21 protein-coding genes are annotated in these 20,028 nt (G+C 63.1%); 6 read left to right on the top strand and 15 right to left on the bottom strand.

What is annotated here, in order from left to right; genetic code table 11:
* Positions 1 to 166: 166 nt before the first annotated feature.
* Both ACW9UO_RS14780 and ACW9UO_RS14775 read left to right on the top strand, forming a co-directional pair.
* The gene (locus tag ACW9UO_RS14780; protein ID WP_457086537.1) at positions 167 to 784 is read left to right on the top strand and encodes an ImuA family protein; all 618 of its coding nucleotides are present in this window, start codon (positions 167 to 169) and stop codon (positions 782 to 784) included.
* A gap of 85 nt (positions 785 to 869) precedes the next feature.
* A complete protein-coding gene (locus tag ACW9UO_RS14775) occupies positions 870 to 2,057 on the top strand; it encodes a DUF1963 domain-containing protein (protein ID WP_457086536.1) in 1,188 nt (395 codons plus the stop codon).
* Here the strand turns inward: ACW9UO_RS14775 and ACW9UO_RS14770 are convergent.
* Together ACW9UO_RS14770 and ACW9UO_RS14765 are read right to left on the bottom strand one after the other, a co-directional pair.
* On the bottom strand, positions 2,045 to 2,359 hold the full coding sequence (locus tag ACW9UO_RS14770) for an ArsR/SmtB family transcription factor (RefSeq protein ID WP_457086535.1): 315 nt from the start codon (positions 2,357 to 2,359) through the stop codon (positions 2,045 to 2,047). The two genes, ACW9UO_RS14775 and ACW9UO_RS14770, sit on opposite strands and share 13 nt — an antisense overlap.
* A 159-nt stretch (positions 2,360 to 2,518) precedes the next feature.
* The gene (locus ACW9UO_RS14765; protein WP_457086534.1) at positions 2,519 to 3,754 is read right to left on the bottom strand and encodes a mandelate racemase/muconate lactonizing enzyme family protein; all 1,236 of its coding nucleotides are present in this window, start codon (positions 3,752 to 3,754) and stop codon (positions 2,519 to 2,521) included.
* 27 nt (positions 3,755 to 3,781) lie between these two features.
* On the opposite strand from ACW9UO_RS14765, the gene ACW9UO_RS14760 reads away from it, so the two are divergent.
* Positions 3,782 to 4,216, top strand: coding sequence for a GNAT family N-acetyltransferase (locus ACW9UO_RS14760; RefSeq protein ID WP_457086533.1), 435 nt, complete (start codon positions 3,782 to 3,784; stop codon positions 4,214 to 4,216).
* 5 nt (positions 4,217 to 4,221) lie between these two features.
* On the opposite strand, the gene ACW9UO_RS14755 is transcribed toward ACW9UO_RS14760, so the two are convergent.
* The 5 genes from ACW9UO_RS14755 to ACW9UO_RS14735 form a co-directional block, all read right to left on the bottom strand.
* Positions 4,222 to 5,307 (bottom strand): zinc-binding dehydrogenase, encoded by a 1,086-nt coding sequence (locus ACW9UO_RS14755; protein WP_457086532.1) that lies wholly within the window; start codon positions 5,305 to 5,307, stop codon positions 4,222 to 4,224.
* 88 nt (positions 5,308 to 5,395) lie between these two features.
* On the bottom strand, positions 5,396 to 6,106 hold the full coding sequence (locus ACW9UO_RS14750) for an alpha/beta fold hydrolase (RefSeq protein ID WP_457086531.1): 711 nt from the start codon (positions 6,104 to 6,106) through the stop codon (positions 5,396 to 5,398).
* Positions 6,099 to 6,890, bottom strand: coding sequence for a 3-oxoadipate enol-lactonase (gene pcaD / locus ACW9UO_RS14745; RefSeq protein ID WP_457086530.1), 792 nt, complete (start codon positions 6,888 to 6,890; stop codon positions 6,099 to 6,101). The genes ACW9UO_RS14750 and pcaD overlap by 8 nt, the downstream gene beginning before the upstream one ends.
* A 71-nt stretch (positions 6,891 to 6,961) precedes the next feature.
* Positions 6,962 to 7,285 carry a 5-aminolevulinate synthase gene (locus ACW9UO_RS14740; RefSeq protein ID WP_457086529.1) on the bottom strand — a complete coding sequence of 108 codons (324 nt, stop codon included), beginning with the start codon at positions 7,283 to 7,285 and terminating at the stop codon, positions 6,962 to 6,964.
* A gap of 115 nt (positions 7,286 to 7,400) precedes the next feature.
* A complete protein-coding gene (locus ACW9UO_RS14735) occupies positions 7,401 to 8,618 on the bottom strand; it encodes an endonuclease/exonuclease/phosphatase family protein (protein WP_457086528.1) in 1,218 nt (405 codons plus the stop codon).
* A gap of 187 nt (positions 8,619 to 8,805) precedes the next feature.
* Here ACW9UO_RS14735 and ACW9UO_RS14730 point away from each other — a divergent pair, with 187 nt between their 5' ends.
* Entirely contained in the window at positions 8,806 to 9,927 is a 1,122-nt protein-coding gene (locus ACW9UO_RS14730) for a hypothetical protein (RefSeq protein ID WP_457086527.1), read from the top strand.
* 41 nt (positions 9,928 to 9,968) lie between these two features.
* Here ACW9UO_RS14730 and ACW9UO_RS14725 read toward each other — a convergent pair whose 3' ends face one another.
* The 3 genes from ACW9UO_RS14725 to ACW9UO_RS14715 are packed head-to-tail and all read right to left on the bottom strand — an operon-like array spanning position 9,969 to position 12,443.
* Positions 9,969 to 10,934: a threonine ammonia-lyase gene (locus ACW9UO_RS14725; protein WP_457088668.1), complete on the bottom strand. Its 966-nt coding sequence runs from the start codon at positions 10,932 to 10,934 to the stop codon at positions 9,969 to 9,971.
* Positions 10,931 to 11,755 (bottom strand): alpha/beta fold hydrolase, encoded by an 825-nt coding sequence (locus ACW9UO_RS14720; RefSeq protein ID WP_457086526.1) that lies wholly within the window; start codon positions 11,753 to 11,755, stop codon positions 10,931 to 10,933. The genes ACW9UO_RS14725 and ACW9UO_RS14720 overlap by 4 nt, the downstream gene beginning before the upstream one ends.
* A 1-nt stretch (position 11,756) precedes the next feature.
* Entirely contained in the window at positions 11,757 to 12,443 is a 687-nt protein-coding gene (locus ACW9UO_RS14715) for a haloacid dehalogenase type II (protein WP_457086525.1), read from the bottom strand.
* A 100-nt stretch (positions 12,444 to 12,543) separates the two neighbouring features.
* Between ACW9UO_RS14715 and ACW9UO_RS14710 the strand changes: the two genes are divergently transcribed.
* Both ACW9UO_RS14710 and ACW9UO_RS14705 read left to right on the top strand, forming a co-directional pair.
* Positions 12,544 to 12,927 carry a VOC family protein gene (locus tag ACW9UO_RS14710; protein WP_457086524.1) on the top strand — a complete coding sequence of 128 codons (384 nt, stop codon included), beginning with the start codon at positions 12,544 to 12,546 and terminating at the stop codon, positions 12,925 to 12,927.
* Positions 12,928 to 13,051: 124 nt separating this feature from the next.
* Positions 13,052 to 13,486 carry an FKBP-type peptidyl-prolyl cis-trans isomerase gene (locus ACW9UO_RS14705; protein ID WP_457086523.1) on the top strand — a complete coding sequence of 145 codons (435 nt, stop codon included), beginning with the start codon at positions 13,052 to 13,054 and terminating at the stop codon, positions 13,484 to 13,486.
* A 79-nt stretch (positions 13,487 to 13,565) separates the two neighbouring features.
* Here ACW9UO_RS14705 and ACW9UO_RS14700 read toward each other — a convergent pair whose 3' ends face one another.
* The 5 genes from ACW9UO_RS14700 to metG form a co-directional block, all read right to left on the bottom strand.
* Positions 13,566 to 14,498: a Csu type fimbrial protein gene (locus ACW9UO_RS14700; protein WP_457086522.1), complete on the bottom strand. Its 933-nt coding sequence runs from the start codon at positions 14,496 to 14,498 to the stop codon at positions 13,566 to 13,568.
* Entirely contained in the window at positions 14,495 to 16,897 is a 2,403-nt protein-coding gene (locus ACW9UO_RS14695; protein ID WP_457086521.1) for a fimbria/pilus outer membrane usher protein, read from the bottom strand. Before ACW9UO_RS14695 ends, ACW9UO_RS14700 begins: the two co-directional genes overlap by 4 nt.
* A gap of 63 nt (positions 16,898 to 16,960) precedes the next feature.
* The gene (locus tag ACW9UO_RS14690) at positions 16,961 to 17,404 is read right to left on the bottom strand and encodes a fimbrial biogenesis chaperone (RefSeq protein WP_457086520.1); all 444 of its coding nucleotides are present in this window, start codon (positions 17,402 to 17,404) and stop codon (positions 16,961 to 16,963) included.
* Positions 17,405 to 17,433: 29 nt separating this feature from the next.
* Positions 17,434 to 17,949 (bottom strand): spore coat protein U domain-containing protein, encoded by a 516-nt coding sequence (locus tag ACW9UO_RS14685; RefSeq protein ID WP_457086519.1) that lies wholly within the window; start codon positions 17,947 to 17,949, stop codon positions 17,434 to 17,436.
* 244 nt (positions 17,950 to 18,193) lie between these two features.
* The gene (gene metG, locus ACW9UO_RS14680) at positions 18,194 to 19,912 is read right to left on the bottom strand and encodes a methionine--tRNA ligase (RefSeq protein WP_457086518.1); all 1,719 of its coding nucleotides are present in this window, start codon (positions 19,910 to 19,912) and stop codon (positions 18,194 to 18,196) included.
* Between the last annotated feature and the right edge of the window lie 116 nt (positions 19,913 to 20,028).

Raw genomic sequence — 20,028 nt, 5'->3', positions numbered from 1 at the left:
AGGTCGCGCGCGCGTGGTCCGGGCCGCAGAAGGGGCGCGGGTGCCGGTAGGTGTCGGTCACGCGGTACAGTTGCCGAAGCGGCGCGCCGGTTTTTGCGCCGCGATGGGCCGGGCCGTCACGGCAAGAGTATTTGCGGAACATTTCGCGAACATGTAAGATGGGCCCATGAGTCGCCATCTTGCCCTTCTTACGCGTGCCCCGGATCAGGGCCGGCCTGCGCTGTCTGTCATGGGCGAGTTGTCCCTTGCACAGATGCGGGTGCATGAGCTGTGCGGCCGGGCGCGGCGCACCCTTGCGGCCTGGATCGCCGGTGCGGTCCAGCGCGAAAGCTCTGGCCCGGTGATCTGGGTCGCGCCCGCCTGGGAGGCGGATCGGCTTTATGGCCCCGGAATGGTGGCGTTTTGCAAGCCGGAGCGGTTTATCTTTGTCAGCCCCAAGCGCCCCGAGGATATTCTCTGGACGCTGGAAGAGGTGTTGCGCTCGGGGGCCGTGCCTTTGGTGGTGGGCGACCTGCCCGGCCTGCCCAACCTGACGCAGGTGCGGCGGATGCATCTGGCCGCCGAAGCCGGGGCAAAGGCCCAAGGCAGCGCCCCGCTGGGGCTGTTGTTGACGCCGGGCACAACAGGTGGCGCGCCGGGAGTGGAGAGCCGCTGGAAGCTTGACCCCGCGCATCACCCCGAGGCCGAGAGATGGCGCCTGGCCCGGTTGCGCGCGCGCACCGCCCCGGTGCGCGACTGGCAGGTAAGGCTGGGCGCATCCGGCCCCGAGCTTGTGCCGGAATAGCCCCCGCCCTCGCCTATATTGCCGTGGTTGTGCCGCAATTTTCCCGCAATCTTTTGATTAATCAGGGCGCGAGAGGAATACATTTATGGAACAACGCGCCCCCTTACTGGACGACGATACCGTTTGGCTTTACCCCACCACAGACACGCCCGACACGGCGTTGGGATGGATAGGCGGGCGCCCCGACCTGCCCCACGGCATGGCCGCGCCAAAGGCAGCGCGGTTTCTGGCCCAGATCGACATGAGCGCCCTGCCCGCCGCACTTTGGCGCGGACGCGGGCCACGCCGGGGCTGGCTGCGGCTGTTTCTGGCTGAGAATGGCCAGCCGATTGTTATTCACAGCACCCAAAAGGGCACACCGACCAATGGCACCGACACGCTGCGCCGCGATCTGGCGCGCACGCCGTATCCTGCCGCGCCGCCAGAGCCGCTTGCGTTTGACCTCAGCCACCCCTCCTGTCAGCCGGTAAACCTTGCGTCAGCGCTTGAGTTGATGGCGGCGTTGCACGCCGAGCTTGACCGGTCGGTGGCCTATCTTGACAAGCTGAGTGCCGAAGCCAGCGCCGAAGATGCCAGCGCGCAAGCGGAGCAAAAACCCGGTGCGAATGGCATCTGGGGCCGGATGCTGCGCAGTGCGCCACAGCCCCGCCGGATGGCCCGCCCGATTGCCAACCCCGGTATATTGCACACCGGGCACCAGGATATTGCCGCCGCCCGCGCCACGCTGGCCCGGATAGATGACCTGCTGGACCGGGTGCAGGACGAATTGCCGCCCGAGGGGCTTGCCCTGATCTGTGATGTGCTCGGCCATCTTGAGTTGCCGCTGTTCCTGAGCGAACCTGCGCCGGACCTGCCCACTGTCGCAGAAGAGCCCGAACCGGTGCGGATTTATCAGCGCAATGTCCCGGCCGTTCGCTCGGCCTGGGGCCCCGAGGGCACACCGCGCAGCCGCTGGGCCGAAGACTGGCACCTGATGCTGGCCGCACGCGCCTGCGCCATGCTGGCGACGGACAAAGAGGCGCTCCCCCCCGAGGCCCGCGCCGATTGGGAGGCCTATCTCGCCAGCACCGCCGAGGCCACGACTCTGGCAATGGGCGACGTCACCTTTACCGCCGAGGGGCCGGTTGCATCGCTGCTGCGGCTGCCGCGCGCGCCGCTGATTGGTTGGAACTGGCAGGCAGAGGCTTTGGAGATATGTCTGCCGCTGGCAGCGCTGGCCGAAGGCGATTTCAGCCAAAGCACCGCCCGCTGGACCGAGGATCAGCTACAGTAATATTCGTACAGCAGTTCGATCATCCGCCGCGTGCGGTCATCCGCGAGCGTATAGTAAATCGTCTTGCCCTCGCGCCGGGTGGTCACCAAACCCTCGTCGCGCAGGCGGGCCAGCATCTGGCTGACCGCCGCCTGCCGCATCCCTAGCGTTTCCTCTAGCGCGCCGACCGACATCTCGCCTTGGCCGATGTGGCACAGGATCATCAGCCGGCCCTCATGGGCCAGCGTCTTGAGATACCCGGCGGCCAACTTCGCGCTTTCGGCCAGCTGGTCGGGGTCAGGGTTCGCCTGTGTGTCTGTCACAATACGCCGTTGCCTAGAAACTCACTACTGCCCACATGTATCACGGCCCTGCCGGTTGCGACAATCAGCTTTGCTGCATGGGTTTAGCTGCACCGGTTTAGCTTCACTGGTCGAGCTTTACTGGTCGAGCTTTACTGGTCGATCTTCAAGGGTCTAGTTTTACTGGTCGATCTTAACTGGCGCGCCCCCGGCAAACAGGTTGCCACCGGCATAGTTACAGGGCGCTTCCTGCATCTCGAGGTGCAACCCGGTGTCGTCATAGGGATGGGCGCGGGCGAGGGCTTCGTTCACCTCGATGCCAAGGCCGGGGGCGTTGGAGGGGGTGACAAAGCCCTGATCGACGGTGATCGCCCCGCCGATCAAATCGTGGTGAAACGGGGTTTCGATGGTTTCGATCATCAACAGGTTGGGGATCGTGGCGGCCAGTTGCACATTCGCCGCCCATTCCACCGGCCCGGCATAAAGATGCGGCGCGATCTGGGCGTTGAACACCTCGGCCATCGCCGCGATCTTGCGCGTCTCCCATATCCCGCCCGAGCGCCCCAGCGCCGGTTGCAGGATGCTGGCCCCGCCGGTTTGCAGAACCGCGCCGAATTCGGCCCGCGTGGTCATCCGTTCGCCGGTGGCGAGTGGGATGCGCACCGCTTCGGCCACCTTGCGGAACTCGAGCAGGTTATCCGGCGGGATCGGCTCTTCGTACCACAGCGGCTGATAGGCCTCGATCGCTTGCCCCAGCCGGATCGCGCCGCCGGTGGTGAACTGCCCATGCGTGCCGAACAACAGATCGGCCCGGTCGCCCACCGCCTCGCGCACCGCTTCGCAAAAGCTCATCGACATGGAAATATCGCTGAGCGCCGGTTGGTGGCCGCCGCGCATGGTATAGGGCCCTGCCGGGTCGAATTTGACCGCTGTATAGCCTCGGCTCACCAGATCGAGCGCGCTTTCGGCAGCCATCTCAGGCGAGATCCAGAAGTCGGGCAGCGGGTGGTCGGGCAAAGGATAGAGGTAGGAATAGGCGCGCAGCCTCTCGTTCATCATCCCGCCGAGCAGCGCCCAGATCGGACGGTCGCGCGCCTTGCCGAGGATGTCCCAACAGGCAATCTCAAGCCCGGAAAACGCGCCCATCACCGTCAGATCGGGGCGCTGGGTAAAGCCCGACGAATAGGCGCGGCGGTACATCCGCTCGATATTCTCGGGGTTTTCGCCCGCCATATGCCGCTCGAACACGTCGCGGATCACCGCTTCCATCGCCTTGGGCCCAACCGAGGCAGCGTAACATTCGCCCCAGCCGGTAATGCCGTTGTCCGTCGTCACTTTGACCAAAATCCAATAGCGCCCGCCCCACCCCGGCGCAGGCGGCGCCGTGACAATCACATCCAAATCGGCGAGCTTCATGGCAGGGTCTTTCTTTTGAGGTGGGTCATGCCGGACATCCGCATATTGTCAGCGCAGGATACCGCGCTGCTGTTGAATGTCACGCAGGGGTTGTTTGATACCCCCATCATTCACGAACAGGCGCAGGCGTTTCTGCACAGCCCGCTGCACGCGATGGCGGCGGCGATTGAGGGCGGGAATATCGTGTCGTTCGCCTCGGGCACCGTGCTATTGCACCCCGACAAACCGCCGGGATTTTTCATCAATGAGGTCGGCACCCGCGCGTGCCACCGGCGGCAGGGATTGGCCCAAGCGGTGACGCAGGCACTGATGGCCCATGCGCGCGGCATCGGCTGTGAAAACGGCATCTGGCTTGGGACCGAACCGGACAATGCCGCCGCTTTGGCGCTGTACCGGGCGATGCGCGGCATGGAAGAGACGATTGTCGGGTTCGGCTGGGATGGCGCATTTGACGATGACTGAACCGCTCACGCGAACAGGATCACATTGCGCCGTGCCGCGCCGGATTTGGTGTCGGCAATCGCCTCGTTGATCTGATCGAGCCGCCAGCGGCCCGACACCAGCTCATCCAGCTTAAGCCGCCCTTGCGCGTACAGATCGGCCATCCACGGAATATCCCGCGCAATCACCACGTCGCCCATTTTCGAGCCCACCATCGCGGTGCTCATGAAGGCGTTCACCACCGGTTCGTACTGCGCCATTGCACCGGTTTTGGGCATGCCGACCATAACCATCCGCCCGCCCCAGCCAAGATAGCGCTGCGCGTCGTCATAAGCCGGGATTGCGCCGACGGTGACGGCCACAACATCCGCACCGCGCCCGCCCAGCGCATCAAAGGCATCTTTCCACGGCGCTTTTGAGGTGCCAAGCACGCCATGCGTCGCGCCAAATTCGCGGGCGATGGCGAGCTTCTCTTCGCTCATGTCGACCGCCACAATCCGCCGCGCTCCGGCGATTTTCGCGCCTTGGATCGCGTTCAGCCCAACGCCGCCGGCGCCGATCACCACAACATCCTCGCCCACGCGCAGCCGCCCGGCGTTGATCACCGCGCCGACGCCGGTGATCACGCCACAGGCCAGCAAAGCCGCGCTCTCGGCCGGAATGGCGCTGTCGACGCGCACCACCTGCGATGCGGCCACCACCACCCGTTCGGCAAAGGCCCCGCAGTTCATCGCCGCCTCAACCGGGGCGCCGCTGGCATCAGTCAGCTTTTGCGCCGTATCATTGGGTGTGTCGCAGATCGTGGGTTTGCCGGTGCCGCAATTGGGGCAGGTGCCGCAGGGTTTGATCAGGGTCACAACAACGAAATCGCCCTCGGACAGCCCGCTCACACCCGCGCCCAGCGCCGAAATCCGCCCCGCCGCCTCGTGGCCATAAACCGCTGGCAAGGTGCCGCCCCATGATCCATCCGCAAAGGAAATGTCGGAATGGCAGATCGCCACCGCCTCCAACGTCACTTCGATTTCGCCCGCTTCGGGGGCGCGCAGGGTGATCTCTTCGATCTCCAACGGCGCTCCGAATTCGCGCAGAACGGCGGCTTTGATTGTTGGCATGATGTCTCCATTTAAGAGGTTCACCCAAGCAAAAACGCCGCAAGCTGGAAACCCGCAAACGCCCCCCTGCGGCGAATGCGACGTGAGGTCACTTTGGCAACAACTGGTCGATCAGCGCGGCAAGCGGCCCCGGTGCCGAGAGAAACGGCGAATGCCCGGACGCGAGGCGATGCACATCCTCGGGCGGCCAATTGGCCACCATCGCGGCCTGATGCTCGGGTGGGATGGTCTGGTCATCGCCGCACAGGATATAGCTGCGCGGCAGATCGCGCGAGGCATTGCTGATCAGTGGCACTGCGGCTTGCGGCGCGATCGGCTGCGGGCCGAGGTGGGCAAGCCCAAAGCGCTGCTGATCGGGGGTGCAATCGTGATAGAACGTGGCGGCGGCGGCCTCGGGGCGCGCGGCATAGCTTAGCCCATCGTCGCTTTTGATCAGCCCACCGCTCAGCGGCTGGCGCGCGGAATCGCGGCGCAGATCCAGCATCGAGCGGGCATGTTCCGGCACGTAGGCACAAAGGTAGACCAGCCGCGCAATCCGCTCTGGCGCGCGCTCGGCGGCGGCGGTGATGGCATATCCGGCGGCGGAATGGCCAAGCAGAACCGTACGCGGGCCAAGCGCCGCGACAATCGCCTCGGCGTAGCTGTCGAGGGTGACATCGGCCAGCGGCGTTTCGTCCGCCCCCGCACCGGGAAGGTCGATGGCGCGGGCGTTATGGCCGCGCGCGTTGAGTGCGGGGATCAGGTCGCGCCAGCACCATGCGCCGTGGCAGGAACCGTGGATCAGCAGAATGTCAGACATGGCCAATCTCTCTCAGGAAGCCGGTCAGCAACTCGGCATAATCCTCGGGCCGCTCGACGCAGGCCATATGCCCGGCCCGCCGCATCAACGCAAAGCGCGATCCGGGGATCAACTCAACGGTTTCGCGCACTAGGTCGGGCGGCGTGGTGCCATCTTCGCTCGCGGCAATGCCGAGGCAGGGCAGACGCAGGCCAGAGGTGGGGGTGTAGAAATCGGTGCCCGAAATCGCGGCGCAACAGGCGGCGTGGCCCTCGCGCGGCTGGCTTTCCAGCATCTCGCGGATCGCTTGCGCCGCAGGGCTGCTGCGAAATGTGCGGGTGAACCAGCGCTCCATCAGCATGTCGGAAATCGCCGCCGTGCCGCCCGCCTTGACCGCGTCAATCCGTGCGTCCCAATGCGCGGGCAGACCGATCTTGGCGGCGGTGTGTGACAGCACCAAGCCGCGGATCAGATCGAGCCGTTTGACCGCTAACCCCTGCGCCACCATCCCGCCCAGCGACAGCCCGACCATCACCGCATCGCGCACCTCCAAAGCATCCATCAGCGCCTCGGCATCGCGGATCAGCGTGCCCATCGCATACGGCCCCGGCGGGCAATCCGACCGCCCGTGGCCGCGCGTGTCATAGCGAATGATGCGCAAACCGGGCGGCAGTTGCGCCACCACGCCGTCCCAGATCCGCAGATCACAGCCCAGCGCGTTGGAAAACACCAGCGGCGCGCCACCGGGGTCGCCCTCTTCCACGACGTACAAGCTGATGCCATTTGCATCGACGAAATTGCCCATCACGGCCCCCGGTTGCCTACGGCAATCGGCATACCAACTGGCGGAGCAATAGCAAGGGCAACGCCCGAGGCTTAATGCGACACGATGATCAGCCCGGTCAGGATCATCCCGCCGCCAAGCGATTCACGCGCGCTTAGCCCCTCGCCGATGCTGAAGGCATAGGTCAGCACGATCAACGTTTCGAGTGCGATGACAGCAAAATACAGCACGCTGAGCGACATGCTCCGCATCAGGATAATCTCGGCCTGTGTGGCCGCGAAGAACCCCACCAAGATCAGGCCCAGCGCAACGCCGGTCCAGCCGTCCGAGGCAACCTTCATACCGATTGTGGCCACGCCATAGCCAGCAGCCGCCAAAAGCGCCAGAACACCGAGGCGCGCGTCAAATAATTCCATTTTTAAACACAGCGACCGACCCGCAGTGAAATTAAAAAACGGGGCGTCGGACGCCACCTTTCACCTGAAAACCACAATGGATCAAGGATAGCCCAGCCTGTGCCGCGCGGGAAAGTCAGGTATTCCTGTCCCCCGTGTTCAGCCGGATATGCGCCATGATCTGGCCGTGGTCAGAGGCGAGCTTGTTATACGGCGCTTCGGGGTGGCTGCCGTCGGTCAGGTGATCGTTGAGCGCGCTGAAATACTCCATCTGGCCGATGCGTTTGTCATGGTCGGGGTGGAAATGGCGCGACATGAAAATCTGGTCAATCGACTGGAAGTTGCCACCGAAAGCCGAGGTAAACACCATATCGCGCAGGGATTTGCGCACGAACAGCTTTTCCGCAGAATGCAACCGGACCTTATCCACCGCCTCGGTGATTTGCAGGTTCTCTTCCCGCGTATAACGGTCGCCTCGGTCCTCGGCATCGTGGCGCAGCATCCAGCCGTAGTTCTTGAACGGCACCTCACCGGCGATGATTTCCGAACTCACCGCATCTTCGCCATCGTTGAAATCGCCCAGCACCATCACTGGATTGCCTTGGTCGAGCTCGGCGACGATCTCGCCGCGCAGCACCCAAGCTTCGGCCATCCGCCGCACCGCCGCCCGCAAAGACCCCATCGCGCGGCCCACAGGATCATAGCGCAACAGGTTTTCTTCGGGCGCAAATTCCGCCCCCGGCGGGGTGAGGTATTCGCCCAGTTTCGACTTCAGGTGGCAGTTGAACACGGTGATCACCTGCCCGCCCACCGGGATGCGCGCCTTGAGCACCGGACGCGACAGACGGTGCAGGGTGAACTGGCCGCTGTCGCCCGCCTCAAGGCCGCGCAGCGGGCGGAACGGGATGGTCAGAGGCGTGTCGAGATCCTGAATAACCTCCGGTTCGCCCACAAAGCCAAAGCGCGACAGGATCGCCACGCCGGGGCGGCGCTGGCCCGGCACGCCGTCATCGGCGGCGTTGGGCGCAAAGGCGAGCGAGGCATCGTCATAGGCGCGGTAGGCCAGTTTTCGGAAGATCGCTTTCTTGTGGTAACGCTTGGTCTTGTCGGGGATCGACGCCCGGTTGAGCGCGGCCCCGCGGGCGTCGGCCTCTTCGATCACATCGGTGAGCGCCTCTTCCTCAAAGATCTCCTGAAAGCCGACGATATCGGCATCCATCGTCAAAAGCTGGTCGGCCATCCAGTCCTTTTTCCAGGCGTATTCCTCGGGGGTATAGGTCTGAAACTGGTAATATTCCTTGTCCGGTCCGATCAGGTTTTTGACGTTGAACGAGGCAATCGTGAAATCGGTCATGGCGTGTTCCTTGCTGCGCGGGACACCCGCAGGGAACCACCAGACCCGCGCTGGCGCAAGGGCCGCATGGGGGGCAAGCTCAACACACCGCTCACAGCCCCCCGTTTAAAAGCTTGCTCGAAAGCGGGTGCCCGCCCTACCCTGTTTCGTTGCCCGATTTCCGGGACAACAAGGGGGGACCTAAACGATGGCACAAAACACCGCCACGACCGGCATAAATTTTGGAGCAGAGGCTTATACGCAGATTGTCTATGGAATCTCGGTCAAGACGCTACAGCAGAGTGACGCCCCCATTTATCTAAAAATCAATGGCGATACGCAGGACGCGCCAACGACCGTTCTGCTGGACAATTCCAAGAACAACTTTGAGACCAAGACCCCGGATTACTTCATGATCCATGCCGGGGATGTGGGCGATATCGGGTTTCCCAAGAACCTCGAATTTTCGATGACGAACCGCGATGGCTGGGTTTTTGACGACCTCGAAATGGACATTCTGGTGTTTGCCTCGAGCGAGGACGCAAAGACCGCCGTCAAACGGCGCAAGGATGATAATTCGCGCGCCGGTTTGACGGCATGGTTAGCGAAAACGTTCAACAAAAAGGCCACGATCGCGGAAACCATCAAATTCCCGGGACGCAGCGGCGTTGATGGTAATGAATCGACATGGGACCGGCTAAAGCTTAAATCAAAAGAGATCCGCTATCCGGCCGCCGTGGCCGGAACAAAGATTATTCGGCCCAAGGGAACGTGGCACGACAGCCCGCTGGGCACCTTTAGCGCAATCTCACTGGTCAACGCCAAGACCCCGATCACCAATACCATCACCTCGACCGTCACAACCAAGCTGGTGACGTCGTCCTCCTCGAGCCACAGCGACACTGACACTTACTCGCAATCCGTGCAGTACAAATACCAAAGCGGCAGCGAAGGCATTGCCAAGAATGCCGTCACCATCGGTCTGTCGTTTTCCGAAGCGCGCAATACGGCCAGCAAGGTCGCCGAGGAATTGGACAAGACCTTTGCAGAGATGCAAACGTGGTCCAAGACGGTGCCGGGGCCGGATATTCCAAAGGGTCACGTGTGCTTTGTGATCAGCGAAGACATCCGCCGGGTGCGGACGCCGCCCAAGCAAGTCAAGGTTGGCGAAAAGATGATGACGCTTGAGGAATCGGTGTTGTTTACCCGCCCCTCGGTGAGCGACCCGATCAAGGCGCACAGCCCCGAATTGCGGGCCATGTGGGACGCGTACAAGGCCAAGTATCCGGACCTGATGAGTAGCGTGGAATACGATCTGCACGTGAGATAAGCCGCGATCCGCCCCCGGTCACAGTCGGCCGAGGGCGGGGATCACGATGCCAAGACGCGCGCAAAGACCTCGGGGTCGACGTTGCCGCCGGTGATCGTGCAGATCACCGCGTCGCCTTCGATCTCCGGGCCGTGAAACAGCGCGCCGGCCAGTGCGACGGTGCCGCCGGGTTCGGCCACCACGTTAAGATGGGCAAACGCCAGCGCCATCGCGCGGCGCACTTCACCGTCGCTGACAACCACCCCCGGCCCGCAGAGCCGGTGCAGGATCGGAAAGGTCAGCTCGCCAGGGCTTGGCGTCAGGATGGCGTCACAGAAGCCACCGGCCTCGGTCGCGTTGCCCTCGCGCGTACCGCTTTTGAGCGAGCGTGCGGTATCGTCAAACCCCTCCGGCTCGGTCGGGCGCACGCGCAGGCCGGGCGCATGCGCCTCGGCGGCCAAAGCGATGCCGGAACTTAGCCCGCCACCACCGCAGCACACCAGAACATCGGCCTTGGCCACGCCAAGCTCTGCCGCCTGCTGCGCAATCTCCAGCCCACAGGTGCCCTGCCCCGCGATCACCTGCGGATCGTCGTAAGGCCGGATCAACGTCGAGCCGCGCGCCTCGGTCAGCTCTGCGCCAATGGCCTCGCGATTGTCCACACCACGGGTGTAAAGCACCACTTCGGCGCCATAGGCCCGCGTGTTGGCGATCTTGATCTGAGGCGCGTCGGACGGCATCACGATCACCGCTGGCACGCCGAATTTCTGCGCCGCCAAGGCCACGCCCTGCGCATGGTTGCCCGACGAGAACGCCAGTACGCCACGGGCGCGCACGGCCGAATCCAGCGCCGATACCGCCGACAGGCCGCCGCGAAACTTAAAGCTGCCGGTGTGCTGCAAGCACTCAGGCTTGACCAAAACGCGCCGCCCGGCGATCTCATCAAGGAAGGGCGACGACAGCAGAGGCGTGCGCCGCACCTCGCCGGAAATCCGCGCGTAGGCGGCTTCGATCATCTCAATGTTCATCGCATGTCGTCCAGCCATGCGCTTAGCGCCACCAAAGCTTCGCGCTCATCCAGAAACGGCACGTGGCCGCGCCCCGGCACCACGGCGACATGCGCGTCGGGGCGGCGTTTTTGCATCTCGGCCAAGGTCTCAGCCGACAGCAGATCGGAATTCGCCCCCTGAATGATCGCCAGCGGTTTGCCCGCAATCGCATCATACAGCGGCCAGAGATCGGGCGCAGGTTGCGCCCCTGCCGCTTCGACCGCATCGCGCAGTTTCGGATCGTAGGTGATGCGCAATCCATCGTCGGTGAGGTCATAGAACTTCTCGACCTCGGCACGCCAACGGCTGTCGGGCACATCGACAAAGCCCGGCATATTGCCGCGCCGCGCCGCCACCGCCTCTTCATAGGTTTTCCACGGCGGCTGCTTGCCAAGATAGCCCATGATGAACTCCAGCCCGCCCGGATCGATCACCGGGCCGATGTCATTCATCGTCACCCCGATCAGCCGGTCGGGCACCGTCGCCGCCAGCAGCATCGCCACCAGCCCGCCACGCGAGGTGCCAAGAACGGCAACCTTATCCAGCCCGAGATGGTCGAGCAATTCCACTACATCCAGCCCTTCGCGCGGGATGTTGTAGGTCAACGGATCGGCGGCGAATTCGGATTTGCCCCGGCCCCGGTAATCGAGCCGGATCACCCGGCAGCCGCTCAGATGCGGCAGCACATAGTCGAAATCGCGCCCATCGCGGGTAAGGCCAGCAAGGCAGAGCAGCGGTAGGCCGGTGCCCTCGTCCTCAAAATGCAGTTTCAGCCCGTCGGAGGTGGTGAAATGCGGCATGTCAAACCCCTGCCAGTTTCGGAATATCGGTCAGATCGGTGAGGATATCGTGCGGCACTGCGGGCAGCCGGTCGACCGGGTCGCCCGCACGGTTGACCCAGACGGTACGAAAGCCATACCCCGCCGCCCCCGCCGCATCCCAGCCGTTGGAGGACACAAACAGCACCTGCTCGGGCGCACAGTCGAACCGCTTGCCCACGAGGTCATAGATCTGCCGCGCCGGTTTGAAGATGCCAACGCTTTCGACTGACAGCACGTCGTGAAGCAACTCCTCGAGCCCGGCGCTTTGCACCGCGCCACTCAGCATATCCGGCGAGCCATTCGACAAGATCGCGGTGTTCAGCCCGGCGGCTTGCAACGCGCCCAGCATCTCGGGCACTTCCGGATAGGCCTGAAGCTCCCAGTAGAGTGCCAGCAGACGTTCGCGCAGCTCGGGGTTGCCGTCCAACCCCTGATGCTCCATCGCCCAATCCAGCCCCTCTTGCGTGACCTGCCAGAAATCGCAGTGATCGCCGGTGATCGCGCGCAGCCAAGTGTATTGCAGCTGCTTCGCGCGCCAATCGGCGGCCAGCGCCGGCCATTTGCCGGCCCAATGCCCCTGCCCCGGCTCGCTCGCAGCGACGCGGGCGGCGGCGGCGACGTCGAACAATGTGCCATAGGCGTCGAAGATGCAGGTCGTGATGGTCATGAAATCCCCCTTGGTCCGGGCGCGAGACTGGCATGGGAAACACTGGGCGAAAAGCCCGATTCCGTGGTAGGTTTGGGGCGTTGTAACAAGGGAGGCCGGAATGGCTGATTTTCAAAGTACCGTTCATTGGACCGAATTGAACACCCACGATGTGGCGGGGGCCAAAGCCTATTACACAGCGGTCTGCGGCTGGACCTGGGATGTGATGCCGATGGAGGATGGCGAGTATCACGTCGCGATGGCGGGCGATAAGATGGCGGCGGGGGTATTCGACCTCGCCGGAATGCCCGAATTGGCCGACATGCCAGCGCATTGGATGACCTATCTAGAGGTGGCAGACGTGGACGCCGCCGCCAAAACCACCACCGAAATGGGCGGCACGGTGATGCGCGCGCCATTCGATGTGGAGGGCGTGGGCCGGTTTGCGATTGTGAAAGATCCTTCAGGGGCCGCCTTTGGTTTCACCAAGCCGCTAAGCGCGTAACCCCCTTGGCCGAGCACGCGGTTTGCCATTTGCGCGCGCCTCGGTTAGGGTGCCGCGCATATTCGCGGAGCACCCGTCAGAGCGGCGGCCTCCCCATCACACCCCCCAAATTCTCGGAGCTAGTATGACCCAGGTTAAATCGGGCGACACCGTTGCCATTCACTATACCGGAACCCTTGCTGACGGTGCCACGTTCGACAGTTCGCAAGGCCGCGATCCGCTGGAATTCACCGTAGGGTCGGGCCAGATCATTCCCGGTCTCGACAAGGCGATCCCCGGCATGGTGGTTGGCGACAAGAAGGTTGTCGAAATCGCGGCTGACGAAGCCTATGGCCAGCCCGATCCCAACGCCCGCCAAGCGGTGCCGCGCGCGGAAATCCCCGACGATATCCCGCTCGATCTTGGCACACAGTTGCAGGTTCAGACCCCCACCGGCCAAGCGATGCAGGTTGTTGTGGTCGAAGTGACCGACGAGCAGGTGACGCTTGATGCCAACCACCCGCTCGCGGGCAAAGACCTGACGTTTGACATCGAGCTGGTCGACATCAAAGCCGCCTGATCTTCAGGACTTACGCTAAAGATTGCGCCCGTCGGACTGGCTCCGGCGGGCGTTTTTCATGCGGATTTGTCGGCGCACTTCAGTAATGCACCGTCACCACAACGGAATCGTCATAGGTGCCAAACGCCGCCGGTTGGCCTTTGTAAACCCGGCCATAGACGTTGAAGCGCTGGCCATAGCCGCTGCCGGTGCCATAGGCGCGCTGGTTCGGGGCCTCGCCCCAGACAAGACTGCGCGCACTGTCGCGGAACAATCCGTAGACCAGCGTACTAAGGCCGCTGCGCATCTTGCGATAGGTGGGGTTGCTCACGCCCAACCCGTTTCCCAGCCCCATCGACACCGCATATTCGGCCCCCGAGGTGCAGCGAATATCGACCGTGCCGATGGCATCCGCAGGCGCGCGACCAAGGCCGGTGATCTGGCCAAAGTTCATCGATCCCACGTCAAGCTCGCAGCTCGCAACAGTCTGGGCCGACACGCGAAAATCCGGCACCGGGGTGCTGGGGCCAAAGAGATCACAACTGACAACGCCCGCGCTCAGCTCGATGTTGGAGGGGCCGGAAAACACCGAGGCATAGACGCCGGTGTCATACTCGGTGCCGTTGGACAGGATCTCGCCATAGATCGGCAAGGTGGCCTGCCCCTGCCCGCGCACGATGGGGACGTTGAGATAGGCAGTGTCAAGCGTGCCATAGGCCGCGCCGTGGCCGCCGCGCCGCAGCTGATAGGCCAACGACTGGCCGGTGGGGCCGGTCATGAAACGCGGGGTATTGCCGCTGCCTGCGCCGCCCGATCCGGCCCCAAACCGCACGCACACGCCAACATCCGACACCAGCGCGTTTGAGCACGATACAGTCAGGGTGCCGGAGGTGCGGTTGACCTCGCCCGAGCGCAGGCTGATGGCGCCAAACAGGATGTCACTGACCTCTGCCGTGCAGGTCGCGGCCTGCGCCGGGGCACCCATCAAAAGCCCGAGAAAGAACGCAAAAACAAGGGCAAAGGCGCGGATCATCGGCGGCACGTGACCGGATCGATCACCTCCTGCAGCGCCTCGGACCGGTTGTAGGAAAAATGCGCGGTGCAGGTGCCGCCGGCCACGCCTGCAGTGACGGTGTTGCGCACCTTTGGCGACTCGATCCAGGTTTCGCCGTCATAACCGACATAGGCTTCCTGCTCTTCGCCATCGGCGTACACCACTGTGCCCGCTGGCAAAACCCGGCCTGCCTCGTCGCGCATCACCACCAGCACGCCACCGGCTTCGTTGCCGCCAAAGCTCACGTATTGGCCCGAGCCGCGCGCAGGCACCATATCGGCGGCCGACACGCCGAGCGAGGCGCTGTCAGGCAAGTCGCGCACATTCACCGACAGGCGGTTGCGGCGATAGGCGTTGAGCCCGTTCACCAAGACCCGACCGCGCGCATTGGTGCGCGCCACCGGGCGATTATCAAGGTAGACCGGCACATCCGACACCCCAAGATCGACCACCGCAAAGCCATCGTTCACCGTGTTGCCCATCGCAAACGCGCCGCCGGTAAAGGCCGCCGCGCCGTCGATCTGGCCGCGCAGATAGCTGCTTTCGCCTTGGGTCTGCACCTCGCCCGACATCTCGCCATAGCGGCTGCGGTAATCGCCTTTGAACCGCACCGGCGTCTTGCCATCGCGCTGCGCGGCCTGAAGGTGATAGCCCCATGCGCCAATGCCTTCGCCCATCGACCGATTGAGCGAGATATCCCGCGTTTCCCGCCCCGACCCATCGCGGTACGCGCTGGCCTGACCAAAGGTGCGCGCGCCAAGCTTCATCGACAGGCCCAGCGAGACCCGCACATCCTGGGAGTCAAAATTATAGGTGCTGTTGACGCTGAACGACCCGCGCCCGCCGCGCAAAGGCGCGCCAAAGGACACCGACGCCAGCTCATCCCGCGAGGTTTCGCGGCGGGCGTTGACATAAGACAGGCCCAGACGCCGCTTGGATTTGGTCACCGGGATCGACAGGCTGACCACATCCTGCGCCAGCGGCACTTCGAGCAGCGAGCCATTGGAGACGCCCGCGCTGCCGAGGTAATCGAGGCCGGTGACGTAGGCCAGATCTGCAAAGCCGGGATCGGTGCGGGTGCTCGACGTGCGAATATCGACGCCGCCAATCTGGGTTTGCAGATCGAGCTGCGCAAAATTGCCGGTGCGCCCCATGAAATTGCTGGAGGCCACGGCAAGGCGCACCTCGCCGAGTGACAGCGGCACCGCGGTCATGCCGATGCCCGCAAGCTGCAGGTTGTCGGTTGCGCTGTAGTGGCCATCAACCGTGATCTTCTTGGTCAGCCCATAGCGCAGGCTGGCGGTAAAGACGTCATGTTTGCCGTAAGAACTGCTTTCGGTGCCAAAGCCCTGGCGGGCCCGGCCCAGCCCAATGGCGTAATCCGCCATGCCCTGTTTCAGCAAGCCATCCGAGGTGAAAAAGCTGACGGTGCGGCGGGTGGTCTGGCCGTCAATGCCGCGCACCACGATCTCGGCGTCGCCGCCGCCCTGCACCGGCACATCCTCAAGCCGATACGGCCCGTCCTGCACCTGTGCGGAAAACACCCGGCTGTTTTCGATAAAGACATCGACTGAGGACGGCACAGCCGCCGCCCCCGAATAGGAAAACCGCTGGTCCGACACCAGATCCGAGCGCAACGAGAAATCGCGGCGCAGCTCGATGCCGCCCATGCGGATTGCGCGGGTCCAGCTTGGCCCGGACGAGGTGAAATCCCCCACCGTCAGGGTCAGCGCCTGTTCCGGCACATCAGCGGTAAAAGAGGTCTCAAGCCGAAGCGCCTTGGCCTCGCCGCCATCGCCCAATTCTTTGCTGAAATAGCCGGTCGCGGCGAGCCGGCCCAGCGGAGCAAAGGCCCAGCCTTCAAGACTGGCCGAAACGGTGCCATCATAGCCTTCGTACCCCTCGCCAAACCCGGTGTCGCCCACCAGCGAATAGTTCAGGACCGCGCCATACGACGTGTCGGACTCTTCGAACGCAGGCGTGTGGGCCGCGGAAATCACATCTGGTAACAGCACCTTATGCGGGGCCGAGATGTGGATGATCTGTTGTTCGGAATCGTATTTGTAGCTCAGCCCCTTGATCGCAGACAGCTGCACCTGCTCGCCCACCCCAAGCGGGGCCTTGATCCCAAGCTCGGTCAGTTCGCTGCGTGGTGAGGCCATGTTGGCACCATCAAGATCGGCGGAGAATTCGGCAATCAACTCGGTGTCGCGTCCGTTCACCGTGACCGCAAGGAACAGCGGGATCACCGCGTCGGCAAAGTCATCGCCAACCTCGGCTGTCAGCAGCAGGTCGGCGGTGTCGCCGGTCTGGGCCTTAACGGCGGACAAACCGGCAACCAGCCCAAAGGTGGCAAGGGTGATGCGGATGACTTTCATGACGTAGCCTGCTGACCGTGCCTCTGGTTTGGCCGTGCCAGCGCCCCTCCCCGATGGTTTCGCTTAGGATGAAAAGCAGAGCGGCACTGAATGGCGGACCTGCAATTTCACCGCTTTGCCGGATTGCTCTTTGCCCGGAAGCCGGTCGACCAGGACGCGGTAGCATTCCGTGCCCCGCACCGCCCGGCCTTTGGTGCGCACCACGCGCACGGTCAGTTCCTGACGCGGGCGCAGTTTGGCGATGGGCGGGCTGACCACGACATCGCGGGTGGCTTTGACCCGGTCCGGGTCATGGCGCGGGTTCCAAGCGACAACGCGCAGCTGCACAACCGACATTTCGCGCCCGCCGGCCTTGACCGTCAGCGTGGTCTGGTTGCCCTTGTTGGGGACAGACAGTTGTGTCGGTGACACCGCAACGCTGTCGGCGAGGGTCAGACCCGGTGCCAGAACAAGTGCGGTGGCCAGGATAAGGCGCTGCGCGCCGGTTTTCAGACAATCGTTAAACATGACTCTACCTCCATTGAACGTCAAAAAAATCAGGGTGCGACTGTGTAGTTCAGCGTGACAAGCAGGGTGTCCGTGTACGCGCCCACCTTGTAATTCCCGGCTGGAATCTGGCCGTACACCGGGATCAGCTTGGGCACGGCGGCGGTGACGCCCTGGCTATACAGCGTGCCGTCGATGCCGACTTCGCTGGCGTGGCCGCTGTCGGAATGGATGCTGTATTTCATCACATCGCCTTCGGAGGTTTTCATATGACGGCTGCCTCCGCTGGCACCGGCTCCGCCCCCGACCGTCACGGAAATCGCATCCTTGGTCGAGGTGCAAGTCACGGTCACGACGCCGGGGGTTGCTTGGTTGCTTGCCTGTCCGGTGTTGATGGTGGCAAACGACAGCGCCGTGCCTGCGGCAAGGATGCAGGTATCGGCCACCACGGCGATGACGCCGAGGTTTGACGTGGTTTCAGCGGCGGTTGCAGTGGTGGCAAAGGCCGTCATGCAAGTCAGGCACATGGCGCTCGCTATCGACTTGGTAAACATAAACATCTCCATAACTGGCACGCGACCGGCCCTTGGCGCGTTCAAACGTGCATTTCAGGTTCGACTTATGATTCCATTGGATTGAGCCTGAAATGTGTCGGCGCAACGCATTGAATTTGTTCGTTAAGCAAAGGAGAGTGATTAACTTGTTCGTCGCTTTGGCGCGGCGGACGGCCCGTAAAACGAAAAAACCCCGGCCGAAGCCGAGGTTTCAAACAACCCTGTCAAGGTTGTAAAAGCATATAATTCTATACGTTTAGCTTCGCGTGCCAGCGAAATCTTCCTGCCACTTTTCACGCTCGTCATCGGTGATTTTGCGGAATGTCACCTCGGGTACGGTAAAGCTGTGGCCGGGTTCCAGACCGTTGAGCGCGGCAGTCAAATCATCGGGCCAAGTTGTGTCATCCGACTGCATTGCCGTCATAAGTTGTGCGCAGGCATCGGGGATGAAGGGGCTAGAGACCACCGCGTAGAAACGAATCAGATTGAGCGCGAGGCGGATCTGCGCCGCCGCCGCCTCTGGGTCGGTCTTGAAGGTCGACCAGGGCGCGGCGTCTTGCAGGTATTCGTTGCCCGCCACCCAGATTGCACGCAGCTCTTGCGAGGCTTTGCGCACTTCGATCGCCTCCATGTGGCCCTCGTAGGCGCGCAGCCGCGTGGTCAGATCCGAGATCAGCGCCTGCTCGCGCGGGCCATAGGCGCCGCCTGCTGGCACATCTTCGCCGAACTTCGAGCGGCAGAATTTGGTGACGCGGCTGACGAAATTGCCCAAAACGTCGGCCAGATCCTTGTTGACCGAGGCTTGGAAATTTTCCCAAGTGAACTCACTGTCCGAGCTTTCGGGGGCATGGCTGAGCAGCCACCAGCGCCAGTAGTCCGCCGGCAGGATGGCCAGCGCCTGATCCATAAAGACGCCACGGCCCTGCGAGGTCGAGAACTGGCCACCGTCATAGTTCAGGTAGTTGAACGATTTGATGTAATCGACCAGCTTCCACGGCTCGCCCGACCCGAGGATCGTGGCCGGAAAGCTCAGCGTGTGGAACGGCACGTTGTCCTTGCCCATGAACTGGGTGTAGCGCACATCGTCTGCGCCTTTGTCGGTGCGCCACCAGCTTTCCCAATCGGCGTCGGTCTTGCCGTTGGCCTCGGCCCATTCGCCGGCGCAGGCGATGTATTCGATTGGCGCGTCGAACCAGACGTAGAAGACCTTGCCCTCCATCCCCGGCCAGTCCTGATCGCCCTGCTTGACCGGCACACCCCAGTCAAGATCGCGGGTGATGCCCCGGTCTTGCAGGCCGTCACCGTCATTGAGCCACTTTTTGGCAATCGAGGTGGTGAGGATCGGCCAATCGGTTTTGCCGTTGATCCATTCCTCAAGCTGGCCGCGCATCTGCGATTGGCACAGGTACAGGTGCTTGGTCTCGCGCACTTCAAGATCGGTGGAGCCGGAAATGGCGCTGCGCGGTTCGATCAGGTCGGTCGGATCAAGCTGTTTGGTGCAGTTCTCGCATTGGTCGCCACGGGCCTTGTCATAGCCGCAGTTCGGGCAAGTGCCTTCGATATAGCGGTCAGGCAGGAAGCGGCCATCGGCGTGGGAATAGACCTGCTTTTCGCTGACTTCGCGGATCAGCCCGGCCTCGGCCAGACGCCCGGCGAAATGCTGGGTGAGCTTGTGGTTCTGCGGGCTGGAGGAGCGGCCAAAGTGATCGAAGCTGAGGCGGAAGCCTTTGGCGATCTCGGTCTGAACGGCGTGCATCTCTTTGCAAAACGCATCGACCGGCTTGCCGGCCTTGGCGGCGGCAAGCTCTGCGGGCGTGCCGTGTTCATCGGTGGCGCAGAGAAACAGCACCTCTTCGCCGCGTGCCCGTTGATAGCGGGCGAACAGATCGGCCGGAAGCTGCGAGCCGATGAGGTTCCCGAGATGCTTGATCCCGTTGATATAGGGAATGGCAGAGGTGATGAGGTGGCGTGTCATGAGCGGTCCCGCATGGTCATTTGGCCCCGTTTACCCCAGAGGGGCACGCGGGGCCAGAGCCACGGCAGACAGAGGCGTGGAAGACGGGCCAAAAGTTTTCAAAAACTTTTGCAAAT

This window comes from Marinovum sedimenti (assembly GCF_054052205.1).
The sequence above is the reverse complement of the archived record's forward strand: the minus strand, read 5'-3'. Positions and strand labels throughout refer to the sequence as shown.

What these genes read in the sequence shown, in the direction of transcription:
- ACW9UO_RS14765 (WP_457086534.1), bottom strand. Translation starts at nt 3,754, where the DNA reads ATGAAGCTCGCCGATTTGGATGTGATTGTCACGGCGCCGCCTGCGCCG.
- ACW9UO_RS14775 (WP_457086536.1), top strand. Translation starts at nt 870, where the DNA reads ATGGAACAACGCGCCCCCTTACTGGACGACGATACCGTTTGGCTTTAC.
- ACW9UO_RS14735 (WP_457086528.1), bottom strand. Translation starts at nt 8,618, where the DNA reads ATGACCGATTTCACGATTGCCTCGTTCAACGTCAAAAACCTGATCGGA.
- pcaD (WP_457086530.1), bottom strand. Translation starts at nt 6,890, where the DNA reads ATGGGCAATTTCGTCGATGCAAATGGCATCAGCTTGTACGTCGTGGAA.
- ACW9UO_RS14700 (WP_457086522.1), bottom strand. Translation starts at nt 14,498, where the DNA reads ATGATCCGCGCCTTTGCCCTTGTTTTTGCGTTCTTTCTCGGGCTTTTG.
- ACW9UO_RS14740 (WP_457086529.1), bottom strand. Translation starts at nt 7,285, where the DNA reads ATGGAATTATTTGACGCGCGCCTCGGTGTTCTGGCGCTTTTGGCGGCT.
- ACW9UO_RS14750 (WP_457086531.1), bottom strand. Translation starts at nt 6,106, where the DNA reads ATGTCTGACATTCTGCTGATCCACGGTTCCTGCCACGGCGCATGGTGC.
- ACW9UO_RS14710 (WP_457086524.1), top strand. Translation starts at nt 12,544, where the DNA reads ATGGCTGATTTTCAAAGTACCGTTCATTGGACCGAATTGAACACCCAC.
- ACW9UO_RS14780 (WP_457086537.1), top strand. Translation starts at nt 167, where the DNA reads ATGAGTCGCCATCTTGCCCTTCTTACGCGTGCCCCGGATCAGGGCCGG.
- ACW9UO_RS14760 (WP_457086533.1), top strand. Translation starts at nt 3,782, where the DNA reads ATGCCGGACATCCGCATATTGTCAGCGCAGGATACCGCGCTGCTGTTG.
- ACW9UO_RS14725 (WP_457088668.1), bottom strand. Translation starts at nt 10,934, where the DNA reads ATGAACATTGAGATGATCGAAGCCGCCTACGCGCGGATTTCCGGCGAG.
- metG (WP_457086518.1), bottom strand. Translation starts at nt 19,912, where the DNA reads ATGACACGCCACCTCATCACCTCTGCCATTCCCTATATCAACGGGATC.
- ACW9UO_RS14730 (WP_457086527.1), top strand. Translation starts at nt 8,806, where the DNA reads ATGGCACAAAACACCGCCACGACCGGCATAAATTTTGGAGCAGAGGCT.
- ACW9UO_RS14685 (WP_457086519.1), bottom strand. Translation starts at nt 17,949, where the DNA reads ATGGAGATGTTTATGTTTACCAAGTCGATAGCGAGCGCCATGTGCCTG.
- ACW9UO_RS14695 (WP_457086521.1), bottom strand. Translation starts at nt 16,897, where the DNA reads ATGAAAGTCATCCGCATCACCCTTGCCACCTTTGGGCTGGTTGCCGGT.
- ACW9UO_RS14720 (WP_457086526.1), bottom strand. Translation starts at nt 11,755, where the DNA reads ATGCCGCATTTCACCACCTCCGACGGGCTGAAACTGCATTTTGAGGAC.
- ACW9UO_RS14755 (WP_457086532.1), bottom strand. Translation starts at nt 5,307, where the DNA reads ATGCCAACAATCAAAGCCGCCGTTCTGCGCGAATTCGGAGCGCCGTTG.
- ACW9UO_RS14715 (WP_457086525.1), bottom strand. Translation starts at nt 12,443, where the DNA reads ATGACCATCACGACCTGCATCTTCGACGCCTATGGCACATTGTTCGAC.
- ACW9UO_RS14705 (WP_457086523.1), top strand. Translation starts at nt 13,052, where the DNA reads ATGACCCAGGTTAAATCGGGCGACACCGTTGCCATTCACTATACCGGA.
- ACW9UO_RS14690 (WP_457086520.1), bottom strand. Translation starts at nt 17,404, where the DNA reads ATGTTTAACGATTGTCTGAAAACCGGCGCGCAGCGCCTTATCCTGGCC.